The following is a 26774-nucleotide window of genomic DNA, read 5'->3' as shown; positions in this document are numbered from 1 at the left end:
ATACCATGCCAAAGCCATCAGCAAACTGGGTTGACCTGCGCCGGGATGCCGCGAGCGGTATCGAGGCGCTGCGTGCCCATTTTACCGGCCACGCCTACGATCCTCACTGGCACGACAGCTACCTGATTGGCGTGACCGAACAAGGTGTACAGCAGTTTCATTCGCGACGCAAACAGCATCAGAGTCGGCCCGGCACGGTCTTTATGCTGGAGCCGGAAGAGCTGCATGACGGGGATGCCATCAATGACAGTGGTTTCACCTACCGGATGCTCTATCTCTCGCCCCAGCAGATCGCGCAGCACCTGCCTCCGCTCACGTCCGACGGGGTCGCCGACCCTGAGCTGCATTTTGCCACTACATTGCGCGACGACCGTCCGCTGGCTTATGCGGTCTGGCATGCGTTCGATGCCCTGTGGCACAACCACCCTGCCCTGATCAAAGAGGCGGCGCTCGATCGGCTCGCGGCACTGCTCTCCCCGCACCGCCAGGCGTTCCAGCCGGTCCAGCCTGAGGATCAGGATATCCGGCTGGCGCTGCAGGCGCGTGACTGGCTGATTGCTTATCATGCGGATAACCCCGGTCTGGCGCAGATGGCGCATCACCTGCAGGTGGATCGTTTCCGGCTGTCACGCCTGTTCCGGGCGCACTGGGGACTGCCCCCGCACGCCTGGCTGGTGCAGTGGCGGCTGAGTCAGGCGCGTCGTCGGCTGGCACAGGGCGAGCCCGTTGCCGATGTAGCCGCCGCGCTGGGCTTTGCCGATCAGAGTCACCTGGGCCGCTGGTTTAAGCGTGCCTGCCAGCTGTCGCCTGCGCGTTATCAGCACGCCTGCACAAATCTTCCAGACCCCGGTTAAGCCTCCTGACACACTACGTTTTTTCCTTTCGGACAGGAGATGCGTAGTGCAGGACCTCAGATGTGTGATGATACTCAACAGCATACTGACACCCGGTAAAGCCGCCAACGCGGCAGCCGTGATGGCCTTAACCCTGGGACAGCGACACCCGTCGCTGGTGGGCCAGCCTCTGGAGGATGCGGCGATTCGCTCCTCTCCCGGCCTGATCACCACCGGTATTCCGGTACTGGTCGCCAGCGACCCGCAGCTGGATGCCCTGCGGGCAGCCTGCGAACAGGCTGATTATGATCTGGTGCTGTTTCCGCAAGCGGGTCAGACCACCACCGACTATCAGGCCTTACGCGACGTGCTGCGGACGCAGCCGCGGGAGCAATGGCGTCTGCTGGGTATAGCCCTTGTCGGTGAGAAAAAAGCCCTGCGTAAGCTGACGGCCAGACTGGCACTTTTCAGCTGATATTGCCGGCGTGAAACAGGACAGGGTTTCCCGTTTTTTCCCCGTCTGCCCATTCAGCCAGGCCGCTTGTATAGGTTATTTGTACAGATTTTGTTTCGGAATAATCTTTATAAGCTGCTGAAAAGTGAAAAATAGCACGTTTAGCCAAAGGATCCGATTGTACAGATTGGGGTTCATTGTATAACTTTATTACCACGAGTTGTTATGCGACTCTGTAACGAATGATGCACTTGCGTCGCCTCTGAAGGTGTCAGTGGATTTCCACCTTCAGAGGCTATTTTTATCTGCTCGCTTTCCGGGCTGGCACCATCGCATCTGTCCATGTGATGGTTTTTTTGATCGCTTTTGTCCTGACATCCGAACCGGAATCGGGCTGTTCTGAAGGGATTACACATGCAAGATAGTCTTCCCCGGACTGAAAAAGAAATTTCCGATTATTTTAATGCTGCGGCCAGCCGGCCTGCCAGCGAGATGGAAACCCTGGGTATTGTGATTGCAGAAATCCTGCAGTCCGGCATGCCCGTGAATAACAAAGCCATTATTTCAAAGCTGATTCACCGGCTGGAGCTGGAAAGTGACCGGGCGTTACTGGATGTCTACCGGCAGCTGCTCGACCTGGTGGTTCACAAAACGCCGGACGATTTTTCATTGTAATAACAGTGATTCCACGGAGGGAGTCGTTCGCCTTTTTCTGGTATCTTTCCTGCACGCCCGGTAATATCTGCCTCTCACCTGCTATTACTATTTTCCCGCCCCTCGCGCGGGAGCAAAATAACTCAAGAGCCTGCAATCTTTATGACTCAATCCAATGATAAGGCCGCAACTGAGGTTGTGGCTGGTGATATCAGCGTGGGGCGCGTTCTGCGTTCGCCTGCGCTGCTGACGCGCGAATGCCTGGCCGGGGTGATTACGGCGCTGGCCCTCATCCCTGAAGTCATCTCCTTTTCCGTCATCGCGGGCGTGGACCCGAAAGTCAGCCTGATCGCCTCTGTCGTGCTCTGCCTGACACTGTCGATTCTGGGTGGCCGTCCGGCGATGGTGACGGCGGCCGCCGGATCGGTGGCGCTGGTTATCGGCCCGATGGTGCATCAGCACGGCGTGGAATATATTCTGCCCGCCGTGGTACTGGGCGGCGTGATTCAGATCCTGTTTGGCGTGGCAGGCCTGGCGCGCATGATGCGCTATATTCCCCGCTCCGTGATGCTGGGGTTTGTGAATGCGCTCGGCGTGCTGATCTTCTTTGCTCAGGTGCCGCACGTCTGGGGGCAATCCTCACTGGTCTGGATTTTCTTTGCCGTCACGCTGGCTATCGTGCTGTTGCTACCACGGCTGATAAAGAGTATTCCCTCTCCGCTGGTCGCTATTGTGGTGGTGACGGCCGTGGCCCTGCTGATGGGCTATCGTATGCCGAATGTCGGCGATGAGGGATCGATGAGTCCGGGTCTGCCGGGCTTCAATAGCCTGCTGGTGCCCCTGAATCTTCAGACGCTGCTGATTATCTGGCCCACCGCGCTGAGTATCGCCTTTGTCGGCCTGATGGAGTCTCTGCTGACCGCTAAACTGGTGGACGATCTGACCGACACCCCATCCAGCAAGCGTCGCGAATCCTGGGGGCTGGGGATCGCCAATATTCTGGCGGGCTTCTATGGCGGGATCGCCGGCTGCGCGATGATCGGTCAGACCATCGTCAATGTGGAGCTGGGTCGGGCGCGCAGTCGGGTGTCGACGGTTGCGGCTGGCCTGGTTCTGCTGCTGCTGGTGACCGGGCTGAGCCAGATTATGGCGCAGATCCCGATGGTGGTGCTGGCCGGGATTATGATGGTTGTGGCCGTGAAAACCGTAAACTGGCACAGCCTGCAGCCCGCTACCCTGAAGCGTATGCCGTGGTCCGAAACGCTGATTATGGTGCTGACGGTCGCGGTGACGGTCTGGACCGGGAACCTCGCGCTGGGCGTGCTGGCTGGCGTGATTCTCGCCATGCTGCTGTTTGCCCGCCGCATTGCCCATGTTATCCATGCGGAACGCGAGCTGAGCGCAGATGGCAAATCGGTGCGCTATGTGGTGCGCGGCCCGCTCTTTTTTGCCAGCAGCAACGATCTGTTCGAGCATTTCGATTATGCCCACGATCCAAAAAAGGTGACGATCGATCTGACTCATGCGCAGATCTGGGATGCCTCCAGTGTCGCGGCGCTTGATGGCATTGAGTATCGCTATCAGCGTTATGGTGCAGAAGTGGTGATTGAGGGTCTGGATCCGCGCAGCACCGACTTTCATCAGCGTCTGACCGGTAACTTTGGTTAAATGAGGCTGTTCTGCTGCCGGTCCGGCAGCAGAACAGATTACGCCTGTTGCCGCCGTGCCCGGTAGCGGCCCACCATCGTGATCAACGCCTGATAGATTAAGCCGGCGTAGAGACTGCTCAGAACAGCCAGACCGGGCTCTTTGCCCTGCGCCTGCCATGACATAAACCACATGAATACGCCCCACAGAACAGAGAACACCAGCCAGCCGCGGACGAACTTCATCATGCCATTCATAACGTCTCCTCTAAAATGAAGCGCTACCTTAACGCGGGCCATCGTGAAACGCATGGGTAATGTGTGTGAGTTGCGAGGCGTTTCAAAATATTCGTGACTGATTTTCCTGATTGTCAGCGGTCACATCGGTTTCAGGCGATTTTATGGCGCTTATCTATACTTAACGCTCCGCTTAACCGATCAGGGAAATATGATGAAACCTACGGCTTATCTGTTATCCACACTGGCTATTCTTGCAACCCTCACCGCCTGTGCGCCGCCTCCACCAGGGAGAGACGCTCCCCCGCCGCCACCGCCAGGTAAAGACGCACCACCACCACCGCCTGGCGCACCCGGCACCATGACCCCGTCAGGACAACCGCAGGCCTGATGTACCTCAGCCAGCCTGCATGTCAGGCTGGCCTGGAAGGGTAATGCCGCTGATAAATCGGAATATAAAGATTCACATGCTGTATGACAGCAACCCAAAGCCTGACGATCAGGGAAAAGTTGCCGTTTTCAGCCCTGTTTCGGGTCGCCGAAGCCGGTCTGAACCGCAATGCACACACAACCGGATGCCAGTGGGTGCACTTCGAGACCGGAGGCAGGAAGTGGACCGGGCAGCAGGAATTGAACCCGCATCGTCAACTCATTCTGAGTTGCAGTAATACCTTTATACCATGCCCAGTCAGCGTGCCTGAAAAGGCAGCCGTTACTGTTTAGGGTAGCGCTACTCCCCGGACAGGCAAGCGCAAGCGGCAGCTATTTTTCCCCCTGCACCCGGAAGCAAAAATCATATGCGGTAGCCGTGCAGCGTGATAATTCAGCTAACCTTACGTTTAAGGCAACCTGTTCCGGCCAGAATGTCAGGCCACTTTTATCGCGAGGTACAAACTATGCCTTCAGGACAATTTTACGTCGTTGATCAGCCTGAGCTCAATTTTACCGCCAGCTATCATATTGATAAGGTAAATGAAAAACCCTTCACATCACGGATGGTGCTGGAGATCCAGAAGCAGATACAGTCTACGGAGGCGTTCGATACGCTCAGCATCGGTAATGAAGTGACGTTTGTCTCCTCCAGCGGCGAGGCGCAAAAGATGGTGCTGGTGAGTGAGACAGATGAAGAGCTGGTATTCAGTTCGCGCGGCTGAACAGAATGCCGTTGAGAGGGATTGCGGTATCTGACAACAGGCACAAAAAAACCGCCTCTTATGGGGCGGCTTACGACACTGCTTATCATTGATTTTATTGGTAAATCGATATGGTGCCCGGGGCGGGACTTGAACCCGCACGACCTTACGATCGAGGGATTTTAAATCCCTTGTGTCTACCGATTTCACCACCCGGGCAGGGTGTAACTGGAGGCGCGTCCCGGAGTCGAACCGAGGTACACGGATTTGCAATCCGCTGCATAGCCACTCTGCCAACGCGCCTTAAACTGATGTGCCGCCAGGCTAACCTGACCTGCGAATCTGGAGCGGGAAACGAGACTCGAACTCGCGACCCCGACCTTGGCAAGGTCGTGCTCTACCAACTGAGCTATTCCCGCAAATTTCAGCACTTTCTTCGAACCTGCTGATTTTACTTATCTTCTGGCAGACTCGCTGCCTTTCGATGCGTTGCATTCTACTGACCTGACGGATTGAGTCAATAAAATTATCCTCACAATCCGTCCGTTTGCTGCTTTTTAAATCGTATCGATCACGGTTCGAGCAAATCGCCACGCGCGGCACTCAGATACTGGAACATCGACCAGAATGTCAGCACGGCAGCAATGTACAATGCGACGACGCCGACGGCCACAACGGTGGCATCAGGACGCCACAACAGCGCAAACAGGGAGAACATCTGCGCAGTGGTTTTGACTTTACCAATCCAGGAAACCGATACGCTGCTGCGTTTGCCAATCTCCGCCATCCACTCACGCAGTGCAGAAATGATAATCTCGCGCGCAATCATGGTCGCGGCGGGCAGCGTAATCCACCAGGCGTGGAAGTATTCGGCCACCAGCACCAGCGCAATCGCCACCATCACTTTATCGGCAACCGGATCCAGAAAGGCCCCAAAGCGTGTCGTCTGCTTCCAGCGGCGCGCCAGAAAGCCATCAAACCAGTCAGTGATGGCTGCAAAAACAAAGATTAAGGCGGTCGCGAGCGGCGCCCAGTAAAACGGCAGATAGAAAGCCAGCACAAAGAACGGAATGAGCACGACTCGAAACAGGGTGAGACACGTCGGGATGTTTAATTGCATATGCCGGTAACTGTCTGGATATAGGTAGAATTTGTCCTATGTTCCTACATTGCCCCCCCTGTTTCAATGCTAGTGTTTCAGGGAGTAGTATATTTTTTCTGCCAGCGCGTGCGAGATACCGGGCACATTGGCGATCTCCTCCACCGACGCATTCAGCAGCGGTTGCAGGCCCCCCATGTACTTAAGCAGTTGCTGACGCCGTTTTGGCCCCACCCCTTCGATGCTTTCCAGTGCGCTGGTGTTCTTCACTTTGGCCCGTTTTTTACGGTGGCCCGAAATTGCATGGTTGTGAGCGTCGTCACGAATATGCTGAATCACATGCAGCGCCGGGGCATCAGGCGGCAAGGAAACGCCCTCACCTTCCGCTTCGAAGAACAGCGTCTCCAGTCCCGCTTTACGATCGCTGCCTTTGGCAACGCCCAGCAGAATGGGCCGGCTCTTGTCCCAGGGCACATCCAGTTCGGCGAAAACCTGCAGTGCCTGGGCCAGCTGGCCTTTACCGCCATCGATCAGAATCACATCCGGGATCTTATCTTCTTCAATCGCCTTACCATAACGGCGTCGCAGCACCTGATTCATAGCAGCGTAGTCATCGCCCGGCGTGATACCGGTGATGTTGTAGCGGCGATAATCGGCGCGCAGCGGTCCGTTCTGATCAAACACCACACAGGAGGCGATAGTCTGCTCACCCATGGTGTGACTGATATCGAAACACTCCATGCGCTTGATTTTGTCGAGCTCAAGAAACTCCGCCAGTGCCATCAGCCGCTGATGGATAGTCGAGTGCTGTGACAGCCGGGTAGTCAGCGCCGTCGCAGCGTTGGTGCGCGCCAGCTTCAGGTAACGGGCGCGGTCGCCGCGCGGCTTGCTCTGAATGTTTACCCGCCGCCCCGCCAGTTCACTGAGCGACTCGGCCAGCAGCTCGCGCTCCGGCAGCGTGAAGTCCAGCAGGATATCACCCGGCAGCGTGCGTGCCTCGCTGCCCTGCAGGTAGAACTGCCCGACAAAGGTCTGCACGACTTCGGCCAGGTCGGTATCCACCGGCACCTTCGGGAAGTAACTGCGGCTGCCCAGCACCTTGCCCTGACGGATAAACAGTACATGCAGACAGGCCATGCCTGCCTCATAGGCTACGCCCATCACATCCAGGTCATCGCCCTGATTCGAGACAAACTGCTTCTCGGTGATGCGGCGCACCGCCTGAATCTGATCGCGCAGTCGCGCCGCCTCTTCAAAGCGCAGGCCAACGCTGGCCTCTTCCATGCGTTTCACCAGCTGGTTCAGGACCTGATCGTCCTTACCGGCCAGGAACAGCCGCACGTAATCGGTTTGCTGCGCATACTCCTCTTCGCTGACCAGACCCGCCACACAGGGCCCCAGACAGCGGCCTATCTGATACTGCAGACAGGGCCGGGAGCGATTGCGGTAGACGCTGTTTTCACACTGACGGATAGGAAAGACTTTTTGCAGCAGCCCCAGGGTTTCGCGCACCGCATAGCCGTTGGGAAACGGACCAAAGTACTCCCCTTTGGCATGTTTTGCGCCACGGTGCATCGCCAGCCGCGGATGGGTATCGCTGCTCAGAAAGATGTAGGGGTAAGATTTATCGTCGCGCAGCAGCACGTTATAGCGCGGCTGATAGAGCTTGATGTAGTTATGCTCAAGCAGCAGCGCTTCGGTTTCGGTATGGGTAACGGTGACATCGATGTGCTGGATATTGCTGACCAGCGCTTCGGTTTTGCGGCTGCCGACCTGGGTGCGGAAGTAGCTGGTCAGACGCTTCTTCAGGTCTTTGGCTTTACCCACATAGATGACAGTGCCTGAGGCGTCATACATGCGGTAAACACCGGGCTTGCTGGTTACCGTACTCAGAAAGGCTTTAGAATCAAAAACGTCATTCACTACTGATTAACGGCTCCGCATTGAAGAGGCCATGTCGAATGGCCAGATGCGTTAACTCGACGTCGCCACTGATATTCAGCTTACTGAACATCCGGTAGCGGTAACTGTTAACGGTTTTAGGACTGAGATTTAACTGCTCGGAAATTTCCGTCACCTTTTGTCCACGGGTGATCATCAGCATAATCTGCAATTCCCTTTCCGACAAACAGCTGAAGGGGGATTCCGCTTTTTGCGGCTCAATCTGACTCAGCGCCATCTGCTGAGCGATGTCCGATGCGATGTAACGCTGCCCGGCATTCACTGAGCGGATGGCGTTGATCACCTCCTGCGGCGCGGCCCCTTTACTCAGGTAGCCTGCGGCACCCGCCTGCATTACTTTAGCAGGCAGCGGATTTTCCGTGTGAATGGTCAGCATGATGATTTTGATATCGGGGTTATAGCGCACAATTTTGCGCGTCGCTTCCAGCCCACCGATACCCGGCATGTTCATGTCCATCAGGATCACATCGACCTGGTTGGTCCGGCACCACTTTGCCGCATCCTCGCCACAATTCACCTCTCCGACCACGGCCAGACCTTTAACATCCTCAAGGATGCGACGGATACCAGCACGGACAAGTTCATGGTCATCAACAAGAAGCACACTGATCAACGGGGAAACTCCAGAGGCCAAAAAAGAGGAAGCAATTCACGATTGCAAGAGGTAATCATACCCGCTTTTCCCTTAAAAGCACATCAACAAAGTAAAACAGTGGACGCTTTACATGATTAACGGCGAACAGGCGTCAGGCGCCTGAACAGACTTTTCTTACAACTAATCAGCCCGCTTAATAAAATGATAACCTGCTGTATATCAGCAGATTAATCATATTCTATAACGGACGCTGGTCGGATAAGTCGGTGCAGTCACTCAGCCTGAGGCGGCAGTAATTACTTTCAGAGATTGATTAATTGCACTGGACAAACCAGCTATTTAAGGCAAAGCGAAGCCGTTGCGTCAGCAACTTCATGCCCCTGTGATATACTCACGCTTTGCTGTACGGACAGTGAGCCGCTACGTTGTCATTCACCAAGGAGAAACTCATGAGCGATGAAGATTTTGCCACTTCGCAGGAAGCCCAGAAATTATCGGATGAAATCGCGGGTCTGAAGATGATGATCACCCTTATCCTCAAAGGTATGGGTCAGGCTGATGCCGGAAAAGTCATTATTAACATGGAACGCTATGTGCAGACGCTGGGCGATAAGCCGCAGGCGGAAGTGTTCAGCAATACCATCAAACAGATTAAAACCGCTTACCGCCAGTAAGAGTAAGCATGTTGCCCCCCGCGACGGGGGCAAATTCGTCAGTTATGTGCCTGCCAGTTTACCGACACACCCAGCGTCGGCAGCACCTCTTCCGGGCTGAAACGCCGTGTTCCACGATACTTCTCGGCCAGCGCAGGCTGGACCACCGGAATCCGGATCGCAAACAGATTATCTTCCGACAGAATGAGCCCCGGCGTCAGCGGTTCGTAAACCACCTGATGCTGCTCAAACATCTTCTCCAGCATCGGCGTGGCCGAACTGATGATATATTCCATGCCGTTCAGTTCTGCCAGCTGTACTGCGTGCCAGAGAATATTGAGCGGCAGCTCAGCATCCACTTCCAGCCGGGCTGAGAAGCGCGACATCTCCCACACTTTCTCATGGCTGAACGGCAATACGATGCCTTCGCTCTGTTCAGGTTCGAACCACGGCATCAGACGCGCACAGCCACTGATCCCGAAGCGGGCATTCCAGGCGATCAGCCAGGTGACGTCTGAACGATCGTACCGGTCATACTCCTGGCCTGGCGTACTGAGGCGGGGAGGAATAGACCACCCCTCGCCGCGCGCAAAGACGCTGTAACGGTAGCTGCCCAGTTCGGCCAGTAATGAGGATGGCATATCCTTTAACTGCGTTTGCACTATTTTCATTATGCGCCTCTGACATCCCCATGTTGCTGTGAATTCTTTGCGCCAGCCCGGCAAAGTCCCGGCGCAGGGTAGACAACTGATCCAAACAAAGGAACTGCTAAAAGTGGCAGTTGTTTAAGTTCAAATCAGTCCGATTGCCGCTGCATAGCAGGCAATTTGCGTTTTATTGGAAACATTGAAACGCTTTTGCATATTTTTCTGATGAAAGTTAACGGTATGTTCGGAGATAGATAAAATCAGTGAAATTTCGGCCGCCGTTTTCCCTTCGGCTGTCCATTTCAGAATTTCCAGCTCACGCTGACTAAACTCGTTCTTCAATACCATCATGGCATCATCGCGGATGCGTTCCAGCGTATCCAGGCTTAGTTCCGCTAAAAGATGTAGTTTTACCTCAAGCTCAGCATGACAGAGCTGGAGAGGAATGGACTGTTTCGATGATATAGATAATATACCAATGACGCGATTTGGTGCCATTGCAGAGCACGAAAAACCGCTCAGCAGCCCATATTCTCTCGCCTCATCCCACAGGTTGCCAGCGTCAGCAAACTGCTCTTTCGACCAGGCCATCCCCCTGCCCGGCTGCTGACATAATGTGAGCACCGGGTCGACAGCGTAGTAATTCTGCTTTTCATAACGCTTTACCCAGAGCCGGGGATAGGTGCTATGCAAATGAATACGCGGCCGGGTAAAAGGCACCGGATGCTGAATCAGAAAGGCAAAATAGTCGAAGCCTAAAGATTCAGTAAAGTGTTGCAGTAACGTTTTCAGTTCAGAAGAAAGCGTTACTGCCTGAAATTGTTTTTTCACCTCACTTCGCCAGGCGAAATAGTTTTCAGTGCTCATATTGCCTCAGCGTTTTTTTTCACTCGCCCTTACAGGGTTATTCAGTTGAATTCATCCGTTAAAATAAATGACCAGAAGAAGATTAAATTATTCCTGGCGCAAAGCCGTCGCTTCTGCAGCACATTTAACCTTTCACCGTGATAAGGAAGTGAAAACCCGCCCCTGCCAGTACAATGTGAGGCCGATCACAGCAATTTCAATGACCCTAAAAGAATAAGATTTTTCTGATAGGATTTCAATCCCTGCCAGTGCTGTTTAAAAAATCCTGAGCCTGAAACTACCTGTGAAAATAGCGTATAAGGATGCGCCTGTTGCGTAAATAAAGAGTAAACAAAGCGTTAATTATGGCGTGATAAGCGAAACGGTAACGGGAATGACCCACCTATTTTTTATCAGGAAATAAGACTTAAGTCAGATGACAGTGAGCGCATTCTGTTTTGCAGCCGGGGCAGCGTTCCGTCGGGCAGAGAGAGAATAGCTGTCCGCCCGCGCCCCCGGCGGTTTTGCACGACGCCAGTGACTCAGCTTCCGCAGTGAATGGCTGGCGTTATCGCTGGCTATTTAATCAGGCTGCGTGACAGGCTATTCTTTGCGCCAGTGCGTATCATCCTGTCTCTCCAGCTGCACCCATACTTTTTTTTACTCTACGGATAATCTGATTTGCAGAAAAGTGCCACGCCCATCCTGATTTGACTTAATTCAGCTTGCCGCCCGCAATATGTGCCTGAGATCACAATTCACGACGGTAGCAACGCCTTTACTGGCGCTATTCCGGTCAAAGAAAGTACTTTAAAGATAGTCACATTACGGGCACATTTGCGAATAATTTTTCCACAGGAAACACCGCCTTTTATTTCTTAGCGATTCCTTTTAAATAAACAATTAATTTAGCTTAATTCACGCGTCTGCTGTTCTGAAATAATTTCATCCGGCTGGCCGCAGGCGCAATCGGAATATGCAGAAAATCTGATCAATTTGTTTAGCCCGCCAGCACTTTCCTGTTAAATTAACTGGCACTAAAAATAACCTTCTTCATGCTCCCCCTTCTCATTGCCCCGATGAGAATGAAGTCAGGCAGGATGAACGGCCATCATTCAGAGGTTTTATTTCTGCTGGTCCGGTCAATATTAAATCAGCGCCGTTCTTTATCCTTTCTGATGATTCAGCGGCAGTAGCCTGTACCACGCATGCCCAGATGAAAATGTGAGGCGTGCGCAGAGTTATAGTCTGGCCCCAGCGCATTACCAAAGACCTCACAGCCTCCGCGCCAGAGCGTATGCAGCATCGCCGCTTTCTCTGCCGGCTGCTGCCAGTGACGACCGACCTCCAGCCGCTGACCATCCGCCAGCTGAAAGCCAGTGATATCCACGGCATCGGCGGTGGCATGTTCGCTGCGTCGTCCCTGCGCGCGATGGTAGATATTACGGCAGGCATAGCTGCCCACATGGGTGATCCGGACCAGGGGACTGTGCATATCGCGGAGCGTCTGCTGGCGGCTGCGCAGCGCATACATGGTGCTGGCCACTGCCATCGGGCAGCTCGCCAGAAAACTGCTGCTCAGGCTGACCGGGCCCAGTTTCTGAATCCGCAGCGGCTGGCTGATCGGGCAGGTTCCGGTGACTGGCGGGCGCTCGGTAAAGCTGACCCAGCCCGCCTGTTGCGCCCGGCGCATGACGTCCAGACAGGCACCGGCGTCACTGGCGAGGCGTTTCATCTTAAGCTGTGTCATCCATCCGGGCGGATCGGTCACAGAGAGCGGGGTAAAGGGATTGAACTGCTGCGGCAGATGCTGCTTAAGCCAGGGTAAGCTGCCCCACCCCAGCGCGATTAACAGCAAAAACAGGATAAGCGTGCGCATAGATCCCTTCGCAGCATGATGATTAACAAATAAAAAGTGTAGAGGCAGAACCCCGTTTCTGCCCTGAGGCTGACATAACGTGATGAATAATTACCCAGACTGACGCAAGAGTAACCGAAACTGTGCGTTATTACCGCTCACGGGACCAGAGGCTTCACAATTGATAAAAAAGCGTTACCCGATTCAGGCCCTCTTCCTCTATCTTATGCCGACTTGCCTCCGGGCAGACGCGTTTACTAACAGCCAGCAGAGCTGACACAACATCAAGACAGGAAAGACAATTCTATGGTTGATCAATCTAAAGAAACCACGCGCGCACCTGATGCGTCCGACAAGCTCCAGCGTAATCTGCATAATCGTCACATCCAGCTTATCGCCATTGGGGGTGCGATCGGTACCGGCCTCTTTATGGGCTCGGGGAAGACGATCAGCCTGGCCGGTCCCTCGATCATCTTCGTTTATATGATCATCGGTTTTATGCTGTTCTTTGTGATGCGCGCCATGGGGGAGCTGCTGCTCTCCAACCTCGAATACAAATCTTTCAGTGATTTTGCCGCTGATCTGCTCGGCCCGTGGGCGGGCTATTTTACGGGCTGGACCTACTGGTTCTGCTGGGTCGTGACTGGCATCGCCGACGTAGTGGCGATCAGCGCCTATTTTCAGCTCTGGTTTCCGGGCTTCTCGATCTGGATGAGCGCCCTGCTCTGCGTCGTGGTGTTCCTGGCGCTGAACATTGCCACGGTCAGACTGTTTGGTGAAATGGAGTTCTGGTTCGCGATCATTAAAATCGTCGCCATCGTGGCGCTGATTGTGACCGGCGTTGTGCTGATTTGTCTTCACTACCCCTCGCCTGGTGGCGGTACGGCGGCGCTGAGCAACATCTGGGATCAGGGTGGTCTGTTCCCGAAAGGCATCAGCGGCTTCTTCGCCGGGTTCCAGATTGCAGTATTTGCTTTTGTCGGTATCGAACTGGTGGGCACTGCCGCGGCAGAAACGCACGATCCACATAAAGTCTTACCGCGTGCGATTAATGCGATTCCGTTGCGCGTCATCATGTTCTATGTGCTGGCGCTGATGGTCATTATGGCGGTGACGCCGTGGACCCAGGTGATGGCCGATCGCAGCCCGTTTGTGGAGATGTTCGTTCTGATTGGCCTGCCTGCGGCGGCGAGTATCGTTAACTTTGTGGTGCTGACCTCGGCAGCCTCTTCGGCCAACAGCGGCATCTTCTCGACCAGCCGTATGCTCTATGGTCTGTCACAGCAGGGTGTGGCGAGCCGCGCCTTTGGCAGACTCTCGGCCCGTTCGGTGCCTACGACCGGCCTCTTCTTCTCCTGCCTCTGCCTGCTGGTGGGCGTGGCGTTGATCTACCTGATCCCGGATGTGATGAAGGTCTTTACCCTGGTGACAACCGTGTCGGCCATTCTGTTTATGTTCGTCTGGACCATCATTCTGTGCAGCTACCTGGCCTACCGGAAAAAGCATCCGCAGCGCCACGCGGAGTCAGCGTTTAAGATGCCGCTGGGCAAATTCATGTGCTGGGTCTGCATGGCCTTCTTCGCCTTTGTGCTGGTGCTGCTGACGCTGCAGGAGGATACGCGTCAGGCGCTGATGGTAACGCCGCTCTGGTTTGCCCTGCTGGGTGCAGGCTGGATGCTGCGCCGTCGTCGCAGCCGCTGATCGTCAGCGCACTCAACAAGCCCGGTCATCTGACCGGGCTTTTTTTTACAGCCGTTCAGCCAGCGCTGAGAAAATGGCGGAGAGCGCCGGACGTGCGTAAGGCAGACGCTGTGGTCGCGGATCGGGCTGCTCAGGCATGCCGAGTCCGAAGGTAAAGGTATACGCCTCCCCTTCCCCCATGCGCAGATCGGCGATCGTCGTCTGCCCATCCTGTTCGCGCAGGGCATAGAAACCGTGGCTGAACCAGGCAACGCGTTCTGCGTACCAGTTGCCCCGGAAACGGTCGAACAGTTCAGGATGGCGCGGATACCACCTCACCTGCAGCGGGCGGGACGGCGATAACAGCGACCACCAGGCTTCGCCATAGCGGTCGGGCGTTATCACCACGCTGCGCCAGACCAGGGTGTTAAAGGGCGTGGGCGTGACCAGCACCCTGTCCGTCGGGATCCCCTGCTGCACCAGCGAATCGTGAATCTGCCCGCCTGCAACAGCCTGAATCACCATACTCCACGCCAGATAAAGGGTGCTCAGCGCGAGTCCAGCCCGGTTGGCGCGCAGCCCGCTGTCGCTGCGCCGCCAGAGCGCCACCCCCAGACCGGCCAGCAGCGGCAGCGTATAGAGCGGATCGACAATATAGATACTGCCGACCGCATAAGGGTAGTCGGTCAGCGGCAGCCCCAGCTGGGTGCCATAGACCGTCATCAGATCCAGCAGCGGATGCGTAATCAGCGCCAGCCAGATTGCGGGCCACCACTGCGGCCATCGCACCCCGCGACGAAACAGCCCCGCCATCAGCCAGGCAATCACCGGCGAGGCGAGCGTGAGCCAGAGCAGCGCATGGCTGTCGGTGCGATGCAGGGTCATATTGCGAATCGCATCACCGTGGTCGAGAAAGACATCCAGATCCGGCAGGGTTCCGCAGATCCCGCCCGCCAGCGCGGCCTGCCAGACCGGCACCCGACGCCCCATCACCGCGACACTGACAGCGGAACCCAGCACAAACTGCGACACAGAATCCATTACTTTCTCCCGTTACCCTGTCGTCGGGCGCTCCTGTTTCAGCGCACGCGAATACCTTCGATGATCATGCGCTGTACATTCTCAACGGTCTGGTCGAAAAACGCCGGATCGCTGAGCGTCTGACCGGTTACCGCCTCGACCTGAGTGGCAAAATCGGCGTAGTGTTGCGTGGTGGCCCACAGCATAAAGATCAGGTGCTGCGGCTGAACGCCCGCCAGACGCCCTTCCGCTATCCAGCGTTCGATAATCGCCGCTTTGTCATCCACCAGCTGCTTGAGATCCCCGGCCAGCTCGCCTTTCAGCAGCGGCGCGCCCTGCAGCATCTCCAGGCAGAACAGCCGGGACGCCTGCGGATGGTCGCGCGAGACCTCCAGTTTCAGCCGGATGTAGTGCCGGATGGCCATCAGCGGATCCTGGTCATGGGTCAGCGCACGCAGCGGAGCCAGCCAGACATCCAGAATCTCCTTCAGCACCGCCACATAAAGCGCTTCTTTAGAGGGAAAATAGTAGAGCAGATTAGTCTTGGAGACGTCGGCCAGCTCGGCCACCCTGTCGAGACTGGTGCCGTGAATGCCAAATTGTGAGAAGAAGGTCAGTGCCGCTTCCAGGATGGCGGCCCGCTTCGCCGCGACGGCGCGCGAACGGCGTGTTGGCTTTTTTTCATCGGTTTTCACAGGTTTACCTCATCCATCTGGTGTCAGCGCATCATAGCAAAGGCCGGGAGAGCTGCCTAACGGCCCACCTGCACCTTTTTTGTTCAGCCTGCATGCAAAACGTGCAGTGATTTTTGACCAAACGGTCTGAAATGGACCCGGCAGTCCACTTACCTCTTTCGGGTTAATTTTAACTCATTGTTATTTATCACAATAAAAAATGTGGCACACAGTTTGCAAAATTGTGACTGAGCGCAGCCCACAGGGACGTAGCAGGATGCAGTGCCGCGCGTGAAACACCTTTCCCCCATCGCAACGAGGTTTCACATGAAGATAGGCGTCTTTATTCCGATTGGTAACAATGGCTGGCTGATTTCGTCCAACGCACCGCAGTACATGCCGACCTTTGAACTGAACAAAGCGATCGTGCTGAAAGCAGAGCATTACCATTTCGACTTTGCGCTCTCGATGATCAAGCTGCGTGGCTTCGGCGGAAAGACCGAATTCTGGGATCACAACCTGGAGTCCTTCACCCTGATGGCTGGCCTGGCCGCCGTCACCTCGCGCATTGAGATCTATGCCACCGCCGCCACTCTGACGCTGCCTCCGGCGATCGTGGCGCGCATGGCCTCGACCATCGACTCAATTTCGGGCGGACGTTTCGGCGTCAATCTGGTGACCGGCTGGCAGAAACCGGAATATGAGCAGATGGATATGTGGCCCGGCGATGAGTACTTCAGCAGCCGCTACGCCTATCTCACCGAATATGTCACCGTGCTGCGTGACCTGTGGGGCACCGGCCGCTCAGACTTCAAAGGTGAATTTTTCACCATGAACGACTGCCGTGTCAGTCCGCAGCCGCAGCGCCCGATGAAGGTGATCTGCGCCGGACAGAGCGACGCCGGTATGGCCTTCTCGGCGCAGCATGCAGACTACAACTTCTGCTTCGGCAAAGGCGTCAACACACCAGCGGCGTTCAGCGCAACATCGGTGCGTATGAAGCAGGCGGCGGAGAAAGCGGGCCGCGATGTGGGTTCCTACGTGCTGTTTATGATCATCGCGGCAGAAACCGACGAAGAGGCGCGGGCGAAATGGGAACATTACAAAGCCGGTGCGGATGAAGAGGCGCTCTCATGGCTCACCACCCAGAGCCAGCAGGACACCAAATCGGGCAGCGATACCAACGTGCGCCAGATGGCGGATCCCGTTTCAGCCGTCAACATTAACATGGGGACACTGGTCGGCTCCTGGGCCAGCGTGGCGAAGATGCTGGATGAGGTGGCGCAGGTGGAAGGCACTCACGGCGTGCTGCTGACGTTTGATGATTTCCTGCAGGGGATCGAGAACTTCGGCCAGCATATTCAGCCGCTGATGGCCTGCCGCAGCGCCCTGCTGGACGCACAGCAGGAGGTGGCGTGATGAAGACCGTTTACTGCGCTCACATCCGGGATATTCCTCAGGTCGAACTGCCGGCGCGTCCCGAACCGATCGCCTTTCCCCCCGCGCAGTCGGCGCTGATTGTGGTGGATATGCAAAATGCTTACGCCACGGAAGGCGGCTATCTCGATCTGGCGGGTTTTGATGTCTCCGCCACCAGGCCGGTCATCGCGAAGATCCATCAGGCGGTAACGGCAGCCCGCGCGGCAGGCGTACAGATCATCTGGTTCCAGAACGGCTGGGACAGTGATTATGTCGAGGCGGGCGACGCCGGTTCGCCCAACTTCCACAAATCCAATGCGCTGAAAACCATGCGTAAACGGCCCGAGCTGCAGGGTTCGCTGCTGTCGAAGGGCAGCTGGGATTATGCGCTGGTCGATGAACTGGTGCCGCAGCCAGGCGACATCGTGCTGCCAAAATCGCGCTACAGTGGCTTCTACAATACCCCGCTCGACAGCATGCTGCGCAGCCGCGGCATCCGACATCTGATCTTTACCGGCATTGCCACCAACGTCTGCGTGGAGTCGACACTGCGCGACGGCTTCTTCCTTGAATATTTCGGCGTGGTGCTGGAAGACGCCACGTATCAGGCGGGCCCGCCGTCGGCTCAGCAGGCCGCGCTGTTCAACATCGAAACCTTTTTTGGCTGGGTGTCGGATGTCGACACCTTCTGCGAAAGCCTGAATGCCCGCTAATTCAACCCGAGGATGACGCTATGCCGAAAACGATTATTGTACCGCCAGGCACCACGACGCCTATCGCCCCCTTTGTGCCGGGCACGCTGGCGGATGGGGTGGTCTACGTCTCCGGCACCCTGCCGTTTGACGCGGAGAACAACGTGGTGCACGTCGGGGATGCCGCAGCGCAGACCCGCCATGTGCTGGAGACCATTAAAAAGGTCATCGAAACCGCAGGCGGGAGCCTGGCGGATGTGACTTTCAACTCGATCTTTATCACCGACTGGGCCAACTACACGGCGGTTAATCAGGTCTATGCCGACTATTTTCCCGGCGACAAGCCCGCCCGCTTCTGCATTCAGTGCGGACTGGTTAAGCCGGATGCGCTGATTGAGATCGCCTCTGTGGCACACATCGGCCACGCGGAGGTCTGATGCAACTGGATATTCTGGGTCTGCAGGATCCCGATGCGCCGACGCTGGTGCTCGCCTCCGGTCTGGGCGGCGTGGCGGGGTTCTGGCAGCCACAACTGGCGGCCCTGACGGCGCGCTATCGGGTGGTGCTTTATGACCAGCGCGGCACCGGGCGCAGTGCTGACTGTCTGCCGCAAGCGTACAGCATGGCGATGATGGCGGCCGAACTGGCCGACGCGCTGGCGCAGCGGGGCATCCTGCGCTTCAGCCTGGTCGGTCATGCGCTGGGCGGTCTGATCGGACTGCAGCTGGCGCTGGATTTCCCGACGCGCATCGAACGGATCGTAGTCATTAATGGCTGGCTGACGCTGCATCCTCATACCCGGCGCTGCTTTGAGGCGCGGCAGGCGCTGTTGCTCAACAGCGGTGTGGCAGCCTTTGTCCGCGCGCAGCCGCTGTTTCTCTATCCTGCGGAATGGATGGCGCAGCATCAGGCGCGGATGGAGGAGGAGGATCGTCATCACGTCACCCACTTTCAGGGCCAGCAGAATCTGATGTGTCGGCTGCAGGCGCTGATGCATGCCGACTTCAGCGAACAGGCTGAGGCCATCACCCAGCCGGTGCTGGTCATCGCCAGTCAGGACGACCTGCTGGTGCCGTGGAGCTGCTCGGCCGCGCTGGCCCGGGCGCTGCCCGCCGCCACCGAAGAGAGGATGGCCTGGGGCGGACATGCCATGAGCGTTACCGACGCCGAACACTTCAATGCCCTGCTGCTGCAGTGGCTGGATCAGACGGATGACGTGCAGCCGCTGGAGCGCGTCGCTCTCACCTTTTACGGAGAAGATTATGAGCCTGGATACCCTTACCCCCACCGTTGAGAAGATGGCGTTCCGCAATGCGATGTCGCGGCTGGGTGCCGCGGTCAACATCATTACCACCGAAGGCCCGGCCGGACGCGCAGGGTTTACCGCCTCCGCCGTGTGCAGCGTGACGGACTCGCCGCCGACGCTGCTGGTCTGCCTGAACCGCGCCGCCTCGGTTTATCCGGTGTTCCGCGAAAATATGCAGCTCTGCGTCAACACGCTGGCGGCGGGTCATGAAGATCTCTCCAGCCTGTTCGGCGGCAAAACCCCGATGGCTGACCGTTTCAGCGCCGCAGAGTGGTCAGCGGCCGTCACCGGCTCACCCGTGCTGCGCGGCGCGGTCGCCTCTTTCGACTGCCGCATTACCCAGATTGTCAGCGTCGGCACACATGACACCCTGTTCTGCGAAGTCGTGGACGTGGTTCACAGTGAGGACAACCACGGACTGGCGTGGTTTGACCGGGGATACCATCCCCTGAAGCGGCAGGAAGCCCGTTAACGTTTTTTTCGCCCCCCCACCGGCAGTCATGATGCTCTGGAGTAGACGATGGCACAATCCTGGTTTCCACAATGGCAGAAGAAGTCGGCATTAACTGAAAACGGTATTATCGCCCCGGATGAGACGCTGCCGCTGGGGCAGACGCTGGTGCTGGGTTTGCAGCATGCGGTGGCGATGTTTGGCGCAACGGTGCTGATGCCGCTGCTGATGGGGCTGGACCCGAATCTGGCGATTCTGGTTTCGGGTACAGGTACGCTGCTGTTCTTCTTTATTACCGGCGGCCGGGTGCCCAGCTATCTGGGGTCGAGCGCCGCCTTTGTCGGTGTGGTGATTGCGGTCACCGGTTTCAGCGGTCAGGGGTTGAATCCCCATCTCAGCGTCGCGCTGGGCGGGGTGATCGCCTGCGGCCTGCTCTACACGCTGATCGGGCTGGTGGTGATGAAGTCCGGCACGCGCTGGATCGAAAACCTGATGCCGCCGGTGGTGACTGGCGCGGTGGTGATGGCGATTGGCCTGAATCTGGCGCCGATTGCGGTGCACAGCGTCTCCGCCTCGGCGTTCGACAGCTGGGTGGCGGTGATGACCGTGCTCTGCATCGGGCTGGTGGCGGTGTTTACCCGCGGGATGGTACAGCGTCTGCTGATTCTGGTCGGGCTGATCCTGGCCTGGGCACTCTATGCGCTGCTGACCAACGTTCTGGGGCTGGGCAAGCCGGTCGACTTTGCCCTGCTCTCACAGGCCGCATGGTTTGGCCTGCCGCACACCACCGCCCCGACCTTTGATCTGCAGGCGATGGTGCTGATCGCGCCGGTGGCGATCATTCTGGTAGCGGAAAACCTCGGCCACTTAAAGGCGGTGGCGGGCATGACCGGCCGCAATCTCGATCCCTGGATGGGCCGCGCCTTTGTGGGCGACGGTCTGGCCACGCTGCTTTCCGGTTCGGTCGGCGGCAGCGGCGTCACCACCTATGCTGAGAATATCGGGGTGATGGCGGTGACCAAAGTCTACTCGACGCTGGCGTTTGTCGCCGCCGCCGTCATCGCCATTCTGGCCGGTTTCTCGCCGAAGTTTGGTGCGCTGATCCACACCATTCCGGCACCGGTCATTGGCGGTGCCTCTATTGTGGTGTTCGGACTGATTGCGGTGGCAGGCGCACGCATCTGGGTGCAGAACCATGTCGATCTGGGTCAGAACAGTAATCTGATTATGGTGGCGACGACGCTGGTGCTCGGCGCGGGCGACTTCGCGCTGAAAATCGGCTCTTTCACTCTGGGCGGGATCGGCACGGCCACCTTCGGCGCGATTATCCTTAACGCGCTGCTGCACCGTCGCACCGCGCAGCAGCAGGATGAGCCGCTGGCGCGACAGCAGAGCTAGCTACTCCAGCGGTGTGGCCGCAGGCTGCACCGCTTTTTTTCGCTTCAGACGCAGTTCGCTGACGATCACCCCGCAGACGATCAGCGCCCCGCCCAGCAAGGCCAGCCCGGGCAGACGTTCACCCGCGATGCGTCCCACCACGCCCGCCCAGACCGGCTCCCCGGCATAGATCACCGTTGCGCGGGTCGGTGAAACGCTGCGCTGCGCCCAGTTCATGGTGACCTGAATCAGCGCGCTGGCGGCTCCCAGCCCCAGAGCGCTCAGCAGCAGCGGCGTGGAGAGTGCAGGCACCCCTTCCCCGTTGGGGATCATCAGCCCAAAGGCGCACAGTGAGGCCACCGCCAGCTGGATCAGCGTCACGCGGCGGACATCTACCTTACCGGCGTAGCGGCTGATTAAGATGATCTCGGCGGCGATCGCCAGGGTGCTCAGCAGCGTCGCCAGTTCACCCTGGTTCAGGCTGATGCGCCCATCCTGCGGCCCGGCCACCAGCAGCAGGCCGGTAAAGGCCAGCGCGATCCCCAGCCATGACATCAGGCCGGGCGGACGACGCAGAAACAGCCACTGCAACAGCGGCACCACCGGCACATAGAGCGCCGTAAGAAACGCGGACTGGCTGCTGGATATGGTCTGCATCCCCCAGGTCTGCAGGCCATAGCCGCCCGCAATCGACAGACCAATCAGCGCCCCCGCCTTTACCTCCAGCCAGGTGATGCCAGCCAGATAGCGCCGGAAAAAGAGCGCCAGCAGCAGTGCGGCGGTGGCGAAACGGAGGCCGACAAAGAAAAACGGCCCCGAATGCTGCATCGCGCGATGCACCACCAGAAAGGTTCCGCCCCAGATCATCGTGATAAAAAGAAGTACCAGCTCCTGCCGCGTCAGGCGCAGGGTTAGCGCGCGGGATGTGTCCGACATAATTCACCTGATAGGGTATCCGGACAGTATTGTGAGGAGAGCCAGGGGTAAAAGCAATGACGTTCACCGCCGGTCTCACCCGGCGGCGGAGTGAGGTCAGGCGTCCGCTTTTTTAGGACTGCTGCGACCGCCCTTCTCCCCGGCACGCGCGGCGCGCTCCGGATCGTTTTTAAAATTGCCGCCGCTGTTTTTTCCGCCTTTGCGTCCTGCTTCTGCGGCCCGTTCACGGTTTTCAGCAAAATTGCCTGAACCTCCACGATGTGTGGCCATGATCTGCTCCTGTCGCGTAGTGCGATAAATAAGAATAAAACGCAGAGGGCTGAAGTGCCGGTTACACACTCACCCATGCTTAAAGAATAGCCAGATTCTGCTTTTATCCCGCTGACAGTCACATTCAGCAACAGATTAATCGCCATATATTTGACTAAAAATCGCATATTCTGTGGCTGAACAACCGATTAGCTGCTGAATTATTGTCCACCCTTTCTGCCTCCGCTTTCGCTTCGCCCCCACATTACAAAAGCTCTTCTATACTTTTTTTGCACGTTAAAACCACCTGGAGAGATCTATGGCCAAGATTCTGGTGCTTTACTACTCGATGTATGGACATGTTGAAACGATGGCGAACGCGGTTGCAGAAGGTGCTCGTCGGGTTCCCGGCGCGGAAGTGGATATCCTGCGGGTACCAGAAACCATGGAGGCCGATCGCTTCGCACAGGTGGGCGGCAAAACCGATCAGCGGGCAGCAGAAGCAACGCCTGACGTTCTGCCAGACTACGACGCGATTATCGTCGGCACCCCGACCCGCTTTGGCAACATGTCCGGGCAGATGCGTACGTTCTGGGATCGCACGGGCGGTCTCTGGGCGTCAGGTGCGCTCTACGGCAAGGTCGCCAGCGTCTTTACCTCTACCGGCACCGGCGGCGGGCAGGAACAGACCATTACGTCCGTCTGGACCACCCTGGCGCACCACGGCATGGTGATCGTGCCCATCGGCTACGGCACTAAAGAGCTGTTCGATATCTCTGAAGTTCGCGGCGGTACGCCTTACGGCGCGACGACGCTGGCGGGCGGCGATGGCTCGCGCCAGCCGACCGAAGCGGAACTTAACATCGCCCGTTTCCAGGGTGAACATGTTGCCGGTGTGACCGTCAAACTGAAGGGCTGATTTCATTAAAGGAGAAAAGTATGTCTACTGAACAATCGAAAGCACATCACGTCGGCGAATGGGCCAGTCTGCGTCATACCTCCCCTGAAATTGCTGAGGCCATTTTTGAAGTGGCCGATTATGATGAACGCCTGGCCGAAGAGATCTGGCGTCAGCAGGGCAGCGATGATGTCCTGATCCGCGCATTTGAAAAGACCGATAAAGATCTGCTGACCTGGGATGACAAGCCTGTCGAACGCAAAAACGTCTGATTCAGGGGCGGGACTTTCCCGCCCTCCTCTTTTTAGCTCACCAAGGAGTACGCGATGTCTTCCTATCAAAGCATTAATCCCGCGAACAACCAGTTGCTGAAAAGCTGGCCGTCACACGACGCCGACGCCGTGAGTCATGCGCTGGAGGTGGCCGACCGCCTGTTCCACTCCGCCTGGAGCAAGGGGGAGATCCAGCCGCGTCTGCAGGTCCTGAAAAAACTGGCTGATCTGATTGATAGCCGTGAGGAAGAGCTGGCGACGATTGCCAGCAAAGAGATGGGCAAGCTGATCGGTCAGAGCCGCGGTGAAGTGAAAATCTGCTCGCAGATCGCCCGCTACTACGCCGAGAACGCCGAACGCATTCTGCAGCCGGAAGCCTATCCCAGTGCACTGGGCGAAGCCTGGGTCGAATATCATCCGATCGGCGTGCTGGTGGCCGTCGAGCCGTGGAACTTCCCTTACTATCAGCTGATGCGCGTGCTGGCACCAAACCTGGCGCTGGGTAACCCGGTGCTGGCCAAACATGCCAACATCGTGCCGCACTGCGCCGATCTCTTTGAGAAACTGGTTCGCGAAGCCGGGGCGCCGGAAGGGGCCTGGACCAACCTGTTTATTTCTAACGAGCAGGTTGCCGATCTGATCGCCGACGATCGCGTGCAGGGTGTAGCCCTGACCGGATCAGAACGTGCCGGCAGCGCCGTCGCGGAGCAGGCAGGCAAGCATCTTAAAAAGTCGACGCTGGAACTGGGCGGCAACGATGTGTTTGTGGTACTGGATGATGCGGATCTGGATGAAGCGGTGCGGCAGGGGGTGCAGGCGCGCCTCAGCAACTGCGGTCAGGTCTGTACTGCCGCCAAACGCTTTATCCTGCATGAAAAAATTGCTGACCAGTTTATCAGCCAGTTCAGCGCCGCGCTGAGCGCTGCCACGCTGGGCGATCCGCTGGATGAGAAAACCACACTGGGGCCGCTCTCCTCTGCCGATGCGCGTGACCGTCTGGTAAAACAGGTCGATGACGCGGTCGCCAGCGGCGCAAAACTGCTGATCGGCGGCAAAGCCGTTGAAGGAGAAGGCTGCTTCTATCAGCCGACGATCCTCACCGGCATCACCCCGGATAATCCGGCCTACTATCAGGAGTTCTTTGGCCCGGTTGCGCAGGTTTATGTGGTCGGTGACGATCAGGCTGCCATCGCGCTGGCGAATGACTCCCACTATGGCCTGGGGGGATCGGTCTGGACCCGCGACATTGCACGCGGCCGCCAGCTGGCCTCCGCCATCGAAACCGGCATGGTCTTCATCAACTCGCAGAGCGATACCTCTGCGGAACTGCCTTTCGGTGGGGTGAAACGTTCGGGCTATGGTCGTGAGCTGTCCGACCTGGGCATCAAAGAGTTTGCCAACCAGAAGCTGGTGGTCGTGGCGGGATAACCGTTCCGGCGCCATAAAAAAACCCCGTCTCGACGGGGTTTTTTATTATCAGCAGGTGCGGGAGCTTACTGTGTCGCCACGGCTGCCGACTTAGTTTCGTCCTTGTTCGCGGCTGCAGGCGCGTTCGCGGCGTTGTCCGCTTTATCACTGCCTGCGGCTTCCGCCGGTGACTTATCGGCTTTGGCTTTTTCTGCTGCATCTGCCTTTTCGGCAGCGGCTTTGTCCGCTTTCGCTTTTTCAGCCGCAGCTTTGTCTGCTTTAGCCTTCTCGGCTGCCGCTTTATCCGCCGCTGCCTTGTCTGCATTAGCCTTATCAGCCGCCGCTTTATCCGCTTTGGCTTTCTCAGCGGCCGCTTTATCGGCATCAGACTTCGCTTTCGCCGCTGCGGCTTTATCCGTCTGCGCTTTATCCGCCGCCGCATCCTGGGTCGCTGCCGCCTCTGCGCTGTCGTCAGACTGCGCAGCCGCTGCCGGTTGTGGCGCCGCCGCAGGCTGCATTGGCGTTCCCTGCAGCGCGCTGTTCAGCGCCTGCGAGAACTGCTCCCAGCTGCAATAGCCGTTTGCATCGGTTTCACACCCCGCCAGTTGCAGCGTGACACGCTTCGGCGGATTCTTCAGGCTCAGCACATCGGCATTACGCAGCTGATCGGCGCTCTGATAGACATACTCTACCTTCAGCAAATCCTTGTCATTTTTCGCGTCATGCCAGCGCTCAAACACAACCTGACCACCAATCGGCGTTTTTTCGTAGGTATCCGGCAGTTCATAAGGTTTGACCTGTAACGCACTCAGCAGCGAAGCGATGTTGGAATCGTGCCCCACCATCAGCGTCACTTTCGGCGCGTTGGCTTTGTCCTGATCCACTAACTGACTGCGGATGTAATCCACCAGCGGCGCCGCGACTTCACGGGAGACATCCGGGCTGGTGAACAGCGCATCCTGATAGCCATTTTTGATGGCCGACAGCTCTTTCCACTGTTCAGGCGTCTTGATCTGGCCCCATGCCACCTGCTCCAGCGGGAAACCTTCATAGTACTGCAGGGTGAACGCATCCATCAGTGAGTTACCCACTTTCAGCGGGCCACTGACGTTCGGCTCTTTGCCATTTTCTGCACTGAAGGTGTTCTGGCCGCTGCTCAGATCGCACTGCTTTTTATTGTTGCAGGCCGGTGAGGCCTTGTAGTCAACAATCTTTTCCAGGCGCTGGAAGGCGGGCTTCAGCGACAGTTTCTCATTCGCGGCAGCCATCGCAGCCAGCGCTTTTTTATTGAATGCTTCACTGCCATCGGTGATGACCGGATTGAAGATAGGATCCATGGTGCCCATTTCATCCTGATGGGTGACAGCGACGTCACAGCCAGGGAAAGCACCATTAACAAAGAACTGGGCGGTTGCCACAGTGCGCTGCAGGCTGTTGGCGTAAACAAAAACGTTGTTGCTGTCAGGACAGCTGCCGTTTTTCACCAGCCCCTGCTGTGCCAGCCACTGGCGGGTATAGTTACCCATATAGACTTCCAGCACGCCACCTTTGGTGGTCAGCTGTCCGCCGGGAACATCCCACTGCGGCCAGCTTTTTTTCGTCGACTGTTCCAGCACGCTGCCATTATCAGCCAGCGGCGCACGCAGATTGTGACGACTTAACATCAGCACCTGCTGGAGCTGCATATCACTGTCAGCCGCCAGGGCTACCGTACCGACCGGCAATGCAGCGAGTACTGACAATGCGCAAAGACTCAGTTTATTGATCATTGTGCCT

The 26774-nt window shown here is 57.2% G+C and carries 28 protein-coding genes and 4 tRNA genes; 16 read left to right on the top strand and 16 right to left on the bottom strand.

The annotated features are described in order from the left end of the window. The first annotated feature begins 5 nt into the window (after positions 1 to 5). From ACNY69_RS02920 to ACNY69_RS02905, 4 genes are all read left to right on the top strand, one after another. The gene (locus ACNY69_RS02920; protein WP_418797287.1) at positions 6 to 854 is read left to right on the top strand and encodes an AraC family transcriptional regulator; all 849 of its coding nucleotides are present in this window, start codon (positions 6 to 8) and stop codon (positions 852 to 854) included. A 46-nt stretch (positions 855 to 900) separates the two neighbouring features. Beyond that, positions 901 to 1308: a DUF2000 domain-containing protein gene (locus tag ACNY69_RS02915; protein ID WP_111138584.1), complete on the top strand. Its 408-nt coding sequence runs from the start codon at positions 901 to 903 to the stop codon at positions 1306 to 1308. Positions 1309 to 1701: 393 nt separating this feature from the next. Further along, on the top strand, positions 1702 to 1962 hold the full coding sequence (locus ACNY69_RS02910) for a biofilm/acid-resistance regulator YmgB/AriR (protein ID WP_111138583.1): 261 nt from the start codon (positions 1702 to 1704) through the stop codon (positions 1960 to 1962). A 141-nt stretch (positions 1963 to 2103) separates the two neighbouring features. After that, positions 2104 to 3609 carry a SulP family inorganic anion transporter gene (locus ACNY69_RS02905; RefSeq protein ID WP_199559962.1) on the top strand — a complete coding sequence of 502 codons (1506 nt, stop codon included), beginning with the start codon at positions 2104 to 2106 and terminating at the stop codon, positions 3607 to 3609. A 38-nt stretch (positions 3610 to 3647) separates the two neighbouring features. Here the strand turns inward: ACNY69_RS02905 and ACNY69_RS02900 are convergent, their stop codons facing one another. Both ACNY69_RS02900 and ACNY69_RS02895 read right to left on the bottom strand, forming a co-directional pair. Then, the gene (locus ACNY69_RS02900; RefSeq protein WP_111138582.1) at positions 3648 to 3845 is read right to left on the bottom strand and encodes a DUF6404 family protein; all 198 of its coding nucleotides are present in this window, start codon (positions 3843 to 3845) and stop codon (positions 3648 to 3650) included. A gap of 591 nt (positions 3846 to 4436) precedes the next feature. After that, a tRNA-Leu gene (locus tag ACNY69_RS02895) sits at positions 4437 to 4512 on the bottom strand. A 208-nt stretch (positions 4513 to 4720) separates the two neighbouring features. Between ACNY69_RS02895 and ACNY69_RS02890 the strand changes: the two genes are divergently transcribed. Beyond that, positions 4721 to 4978, top strand: a complete 258-nt coding sequence (locus tag ACNY69_RS02890; RefSeq protein WP_111138581.1) for a hypothetical protein — start codon at positions 4721 to 4723, stop codon at positions 4976 to 4978. A gap of 111 nt (positions 4979 to 5089) precedes the next feature. Here the strand turns inward: ACNY69_RS02890 and ACNY69_RS02885 are convergent. From ACNY69_RS02885 to uvrY, 6 genes are all read right to left on the bottom strand, one after another. After that, positions 5090 to 5176 (bottom strand) — tRNA-Leu (locus ACNY69_RS02885). A gap of 10 nt (positions 5177 to 5186) precedes the next feature. After that, positions 5187 to 5260: transfer RNA gene (locus ACNY69_RS02880), tRNA-Cys, on the bottom strand. A 40-nt stretch (positions 5261 to 5300) separates the two neighbouring features. After that, positions 5301 to 5376 (bottom strand) — tRNA-Gly (locus tag ACNY69_RS02875). A gap of 152 nt (positions 5377 to 5528) precedes the next feature. Beyond that, positions 5529 to 6077 (bottom strand): CDP-diacylglycerol--glycerol-3-phosphate 3-phosphatidyltransferase, encoded by a 549-nt coding sequence (pgsA, locus tag ACNY69_RS02870; protein ID WP_111138580.1) that lies wholly within the window; start codon positions 6075 to 6077, stop codon positions 5529 to 5531. A gap of 69 nt (positions 6078 to 6146) precedes the next feature. Further along, positions 6147 to 7979: an excinuclease ABC subunit UvrC gene (uvrC, locus tag ACNY69_RS02865; protein WP_111138579.1), complete on the bottom strand. Its 1833-nt coding sequence runs from the start codon at positions 7977 to 7979 to the stop codon at positions 6147 to 6149. After that, positions 7972 to 8631 (bottom strand): UvrY/SirA/GacA family response regulator transcription factor, encoded by a 660-nt coding sequence (gene uvrY, locus ACNY69_RS02860; RefSeq protein ID WP_111138578.1) that lies wholly within the window; start codon positions 8629 to 8631, stop codon positions 7972 to 7974. The genes uvrC and uvrY overlap by 8 nt, the downstream gene beginning before the upstream one ends. A gap of 431 nt (positions 8632 to 9062) precedes the next feature. Between uvrY and ACNY69_RS02855 the strand changes: the two genes are divergently transcribed. Next, the gene (locus ACNY69_RS02855) at positions 9063 to 9287 is read left to right on the top strand and encodes a DUF2594 family protein (protein ID WP_111138577.1); all 225 of its coding nucleotides are present in this window, start codon (positions 9063 to 9065) and stop codon (positions 9285 to 9287) included. A gap of 38 nt (positions 9288 to 9325) precedes the next feature. On the opposite strand, the gene ACNY69_RS02850 is transcribed toward ACNY69_RS02855, so the two are convergent. The 3 genes from ACNY69_RS02850 to ACNY69_RS02840 all read right to left on the bottom strand — a co-directional run bounded on the left by ACNY69_RS02850 (position 9326) and on the right by ACNY69_RS02840 (position 12638). Next, entirely contained in the window at positions 9326 to 9937 is a 612-nt protein-coding gene (locus ACNY69_RS02850; RefSeq protein ID WP_111138576.1) for an acyl-homoserine-lactone synthase, read from the bottom strand. Positions 9938 to 10057: 120 nt separating this feature from the next. Beyond that, positions 10058 to 10780, bottom strand: a complete 723-nt coding sequence (sdiA, locus tag ACNY69_RS02845) for a transcriptional regulator SdiA (protein WP_111138575.1) — start codon at positions 10778 to 10780, stop codon at positions 10058 to 10060. A 1162-nt stretch (positions 10781 to 11942) separates the two neighbouring features. Next, positions 11943 to 12638, bottom strand: coding sequence for an extensin-like domain-containing protein (locus ACNY69_RS02840; RefSeq protein ID WP_418797283.1), 696 nt, complete (start codon positions 12636 to 12638; stop codon positions 11943 to 11945). 285 nt (positions 12639 to 12923) lie between these two features. On the opposite strand from ACNY69_RS02840, the gene cycA reads away from it, so the two are divergent. Beyond that, positions 12924 to 14318 (top strand): D-serine/D-alanine/glycine transporter, encoded by a 1395-nt coding sequence (gene cycA / locus ACNY69_RS02835; protein WP_418797281.1) that lies wholly within the window; start codon positions 12924 to 12926, stop codon positions 14316 to 14318. A gap of 45 nt (positions 14319 to 14363) precedes the next feature. Here the strand turns inward: cycA and ACNY69_RS02830 are convergent, their stop codons facing one another. Together ACNY69_RS02830 and rutR are read right to left on the bottom strand one after the other, a co-directional pair. Next, positions 14364 to 15338, bottom strand: coding sequence for a metal-dependent hydrolase (locus ACNY69_RS02830; RefSeq protein ID WP_418797279.1), 975 nt, complete (start codon positions 15336 to 15338; stop codon positions 14364 to 14366). A gap of 38 nt (positions 15339 to 15376) precedes the next feature. Continuing rightward, on the bottom strand, positions 15377 to 16012 hold the full coding sequence (gene rutR, locus ACNY69_RS02825; protein WP_111138571.1) for an HTH-type transcriptional regulator RutR: 636 nt from the start codon (positions 16010 to 16012) through the stop codon (positions 15377 to 15379). A 306-nt stretch (positions 16013 to 16318) separates the two neighbouring features. Between rutR and rutA the strand changes: the two genes are divergently transcribed. From rutA to rutG, 6 genes are read left to right on the top strand one after another with little or no spacing between them, the layout of a single operon-like run. After that, the gene (rutA, locus tag ACNY69_RS02820; protein ID WP_418797277.1) at positions 16319 to 17410 is read left to right on the top strand and encodes a pyrimidine utilization protein A; all 1092 of its coding nucleotides are present in this window, start codon (positions 16319 to 16321) and stop codon (positions 17408 to 17410) included. Continuing rightward, entirely contained in the window at positions 17410 to 18123 is a 714-nt protein-coding gene (gene rutB / locus ACNY69_RS02815) for a pyrimidine utilization protein B (protein ID WP_111138569.1), read from the top strand. Before rutA ends, rutB begins: the two co-directional genes overlap by 1 nt. Positions 18124 to 18143: 20 nt before the next feature. Continuing rightward, positions 18144 to 18539: a pyrimidine utilization protein C gene (gene rutC / locus ACNY69_RS02810; RefSeq protein WP_111138568.1), complete on the top strand. Its 396-nt coding sequence runs from the start codon at positions 18144 to 18146 to the stop codon at positions 18537 to 18539. Further along, the gene (rutD, locus tag ACNY69_RS02805) at positions 18539 to 19396 is read left to right on the top strand and encodes a pyrimidine utilization protein D (RefSeq protein WP_111138567.1); all 858 of its coding nucleotides are present in this window, start codon (positions 18539 to 18541) and stop codon (positions 19394 to 19396) included. The genes rutC and rutD overlap by 1 nt, the downstream gene beginning before the upstream one ends. Continuing rightward, complete coding sequence (rutF, locus tag ACNY69_RS02800) at positions 19365 to 19880, top strand: NADH-dependent FMN reductase RutF (protein WP_111138566.1); 516 nt, start codon at positions 19365 to 19367, stop codon at positions 19878 to 19880. Before rutD ends, rutF begins: the two co-directional genes overlap by 32 nt. Positions 19881 to 19928: 48 nt before the next feature. Beyond that, entirely contained in the window at positions 19929 to 21257 is a 1329-nt protein-coding gene (gene rutG, locus ACNY69_RS02795) for a pyrimidine utilization transport protein G (RefSeq protein ID WP_418797276.1), read from the top strand. Here the strand turns inward: rutG and ACNY69_RS02790 are convergent, their stop codons facing one another. Further along, a complete protein-coding gene (locus ACNY69_RS02790; RefSeq protein ID WP_111138564.1) occupies positions 21258 to 22172 on the bottom strand; it encodes a DMT family transporter in 915 nt (304 codons plus the stop codon). Positions 22173 to 22268: 96 nt separating this feature from the next. Next, a complete protein-coding gene (locus ACNY69_RS02785; RefSeq protein WP_111138563.1) occupies positions 22269 to 22442 on the bottom strand; it encodes a con-10 family general stress protein in 174 nt (57 codons plus the stop codon). 298 nt (positions 22443 to 22740) lie between these two features. On the opposite strand from ACNY69_RS02785, the gene wrbA reads away from it, so the two are divergent. From wrbA to ACNY69_RS02770, 3 genes are read left to right on the top strand one after another with little or no spacing between them, the layout of a single operon-like run. Next, positions 22741 to 23340: an NAD(P)H:quinone oxidoreductase gene (wrbA, locus tag ACNY69_RS02780; RefSeq protein ID WP_293773933.1), complete on the top strand. Its 600-nt coding sequence runs from the start codon at positions 22741 to 22743 to the stop codon at positions 23338 to 23340. Between the two features lie 20 nt (positions 23341 to 23360). After that, positions 23361 to 23591 carry a YccJ family protein gene (locus tag ACNY69_RS02775; protein ID WP_009091011.1) on the top strand — a complete coding sequence of 77 codons (231 nt, stop codon included), beginning with the start codon at positions 23361 to 23363 and terminating at the stop codon, positions 23589 to 23591. Positions 23592 to 23645: 54 nt separating this feature from the next. After that, a complete protein-coding gene (locus tag ACNY69_RS02770; RefSeq protein WP_418797275.1) occupies positions 23646 to 25019 on the top strand; it encodes an NAD-dependent succinate-semialdehyde dehydrogenase in 1374 nt (457 codons plus the stop codon). A 65-nt stretch (positions 25020 to 25084) separates the two neighbouring features. On the opposite strand, the gene agp is transcribed toward ACNY69_RS02770, so the two are convergent. Continuing rightward, a complete protein-coding gene (gene agp, locus ACNY69_RS02765) occupies positions 25085 to 26767 on the bottom strand; it encodes a bifunctional glucose-1-phosphatase/inositol phosphatase (protein WP_199560058.1) in 1683 nt (560 codons plus the stop codon). Between the last annotated feature and the right edge of the window lie 7 nt (positions 26768 to 26774).

This window comes from Pantoea graminicola (assembly GCF_048452665.1).
GTDB lineage: Bacteria > Pseudomonadota > Gammaproteobacteria > Enterobacterales > Enterobacteriaceae > Pantoea.
This window is presented reverse-complemented; position numbering and strand designations above follow the sequence as displayed.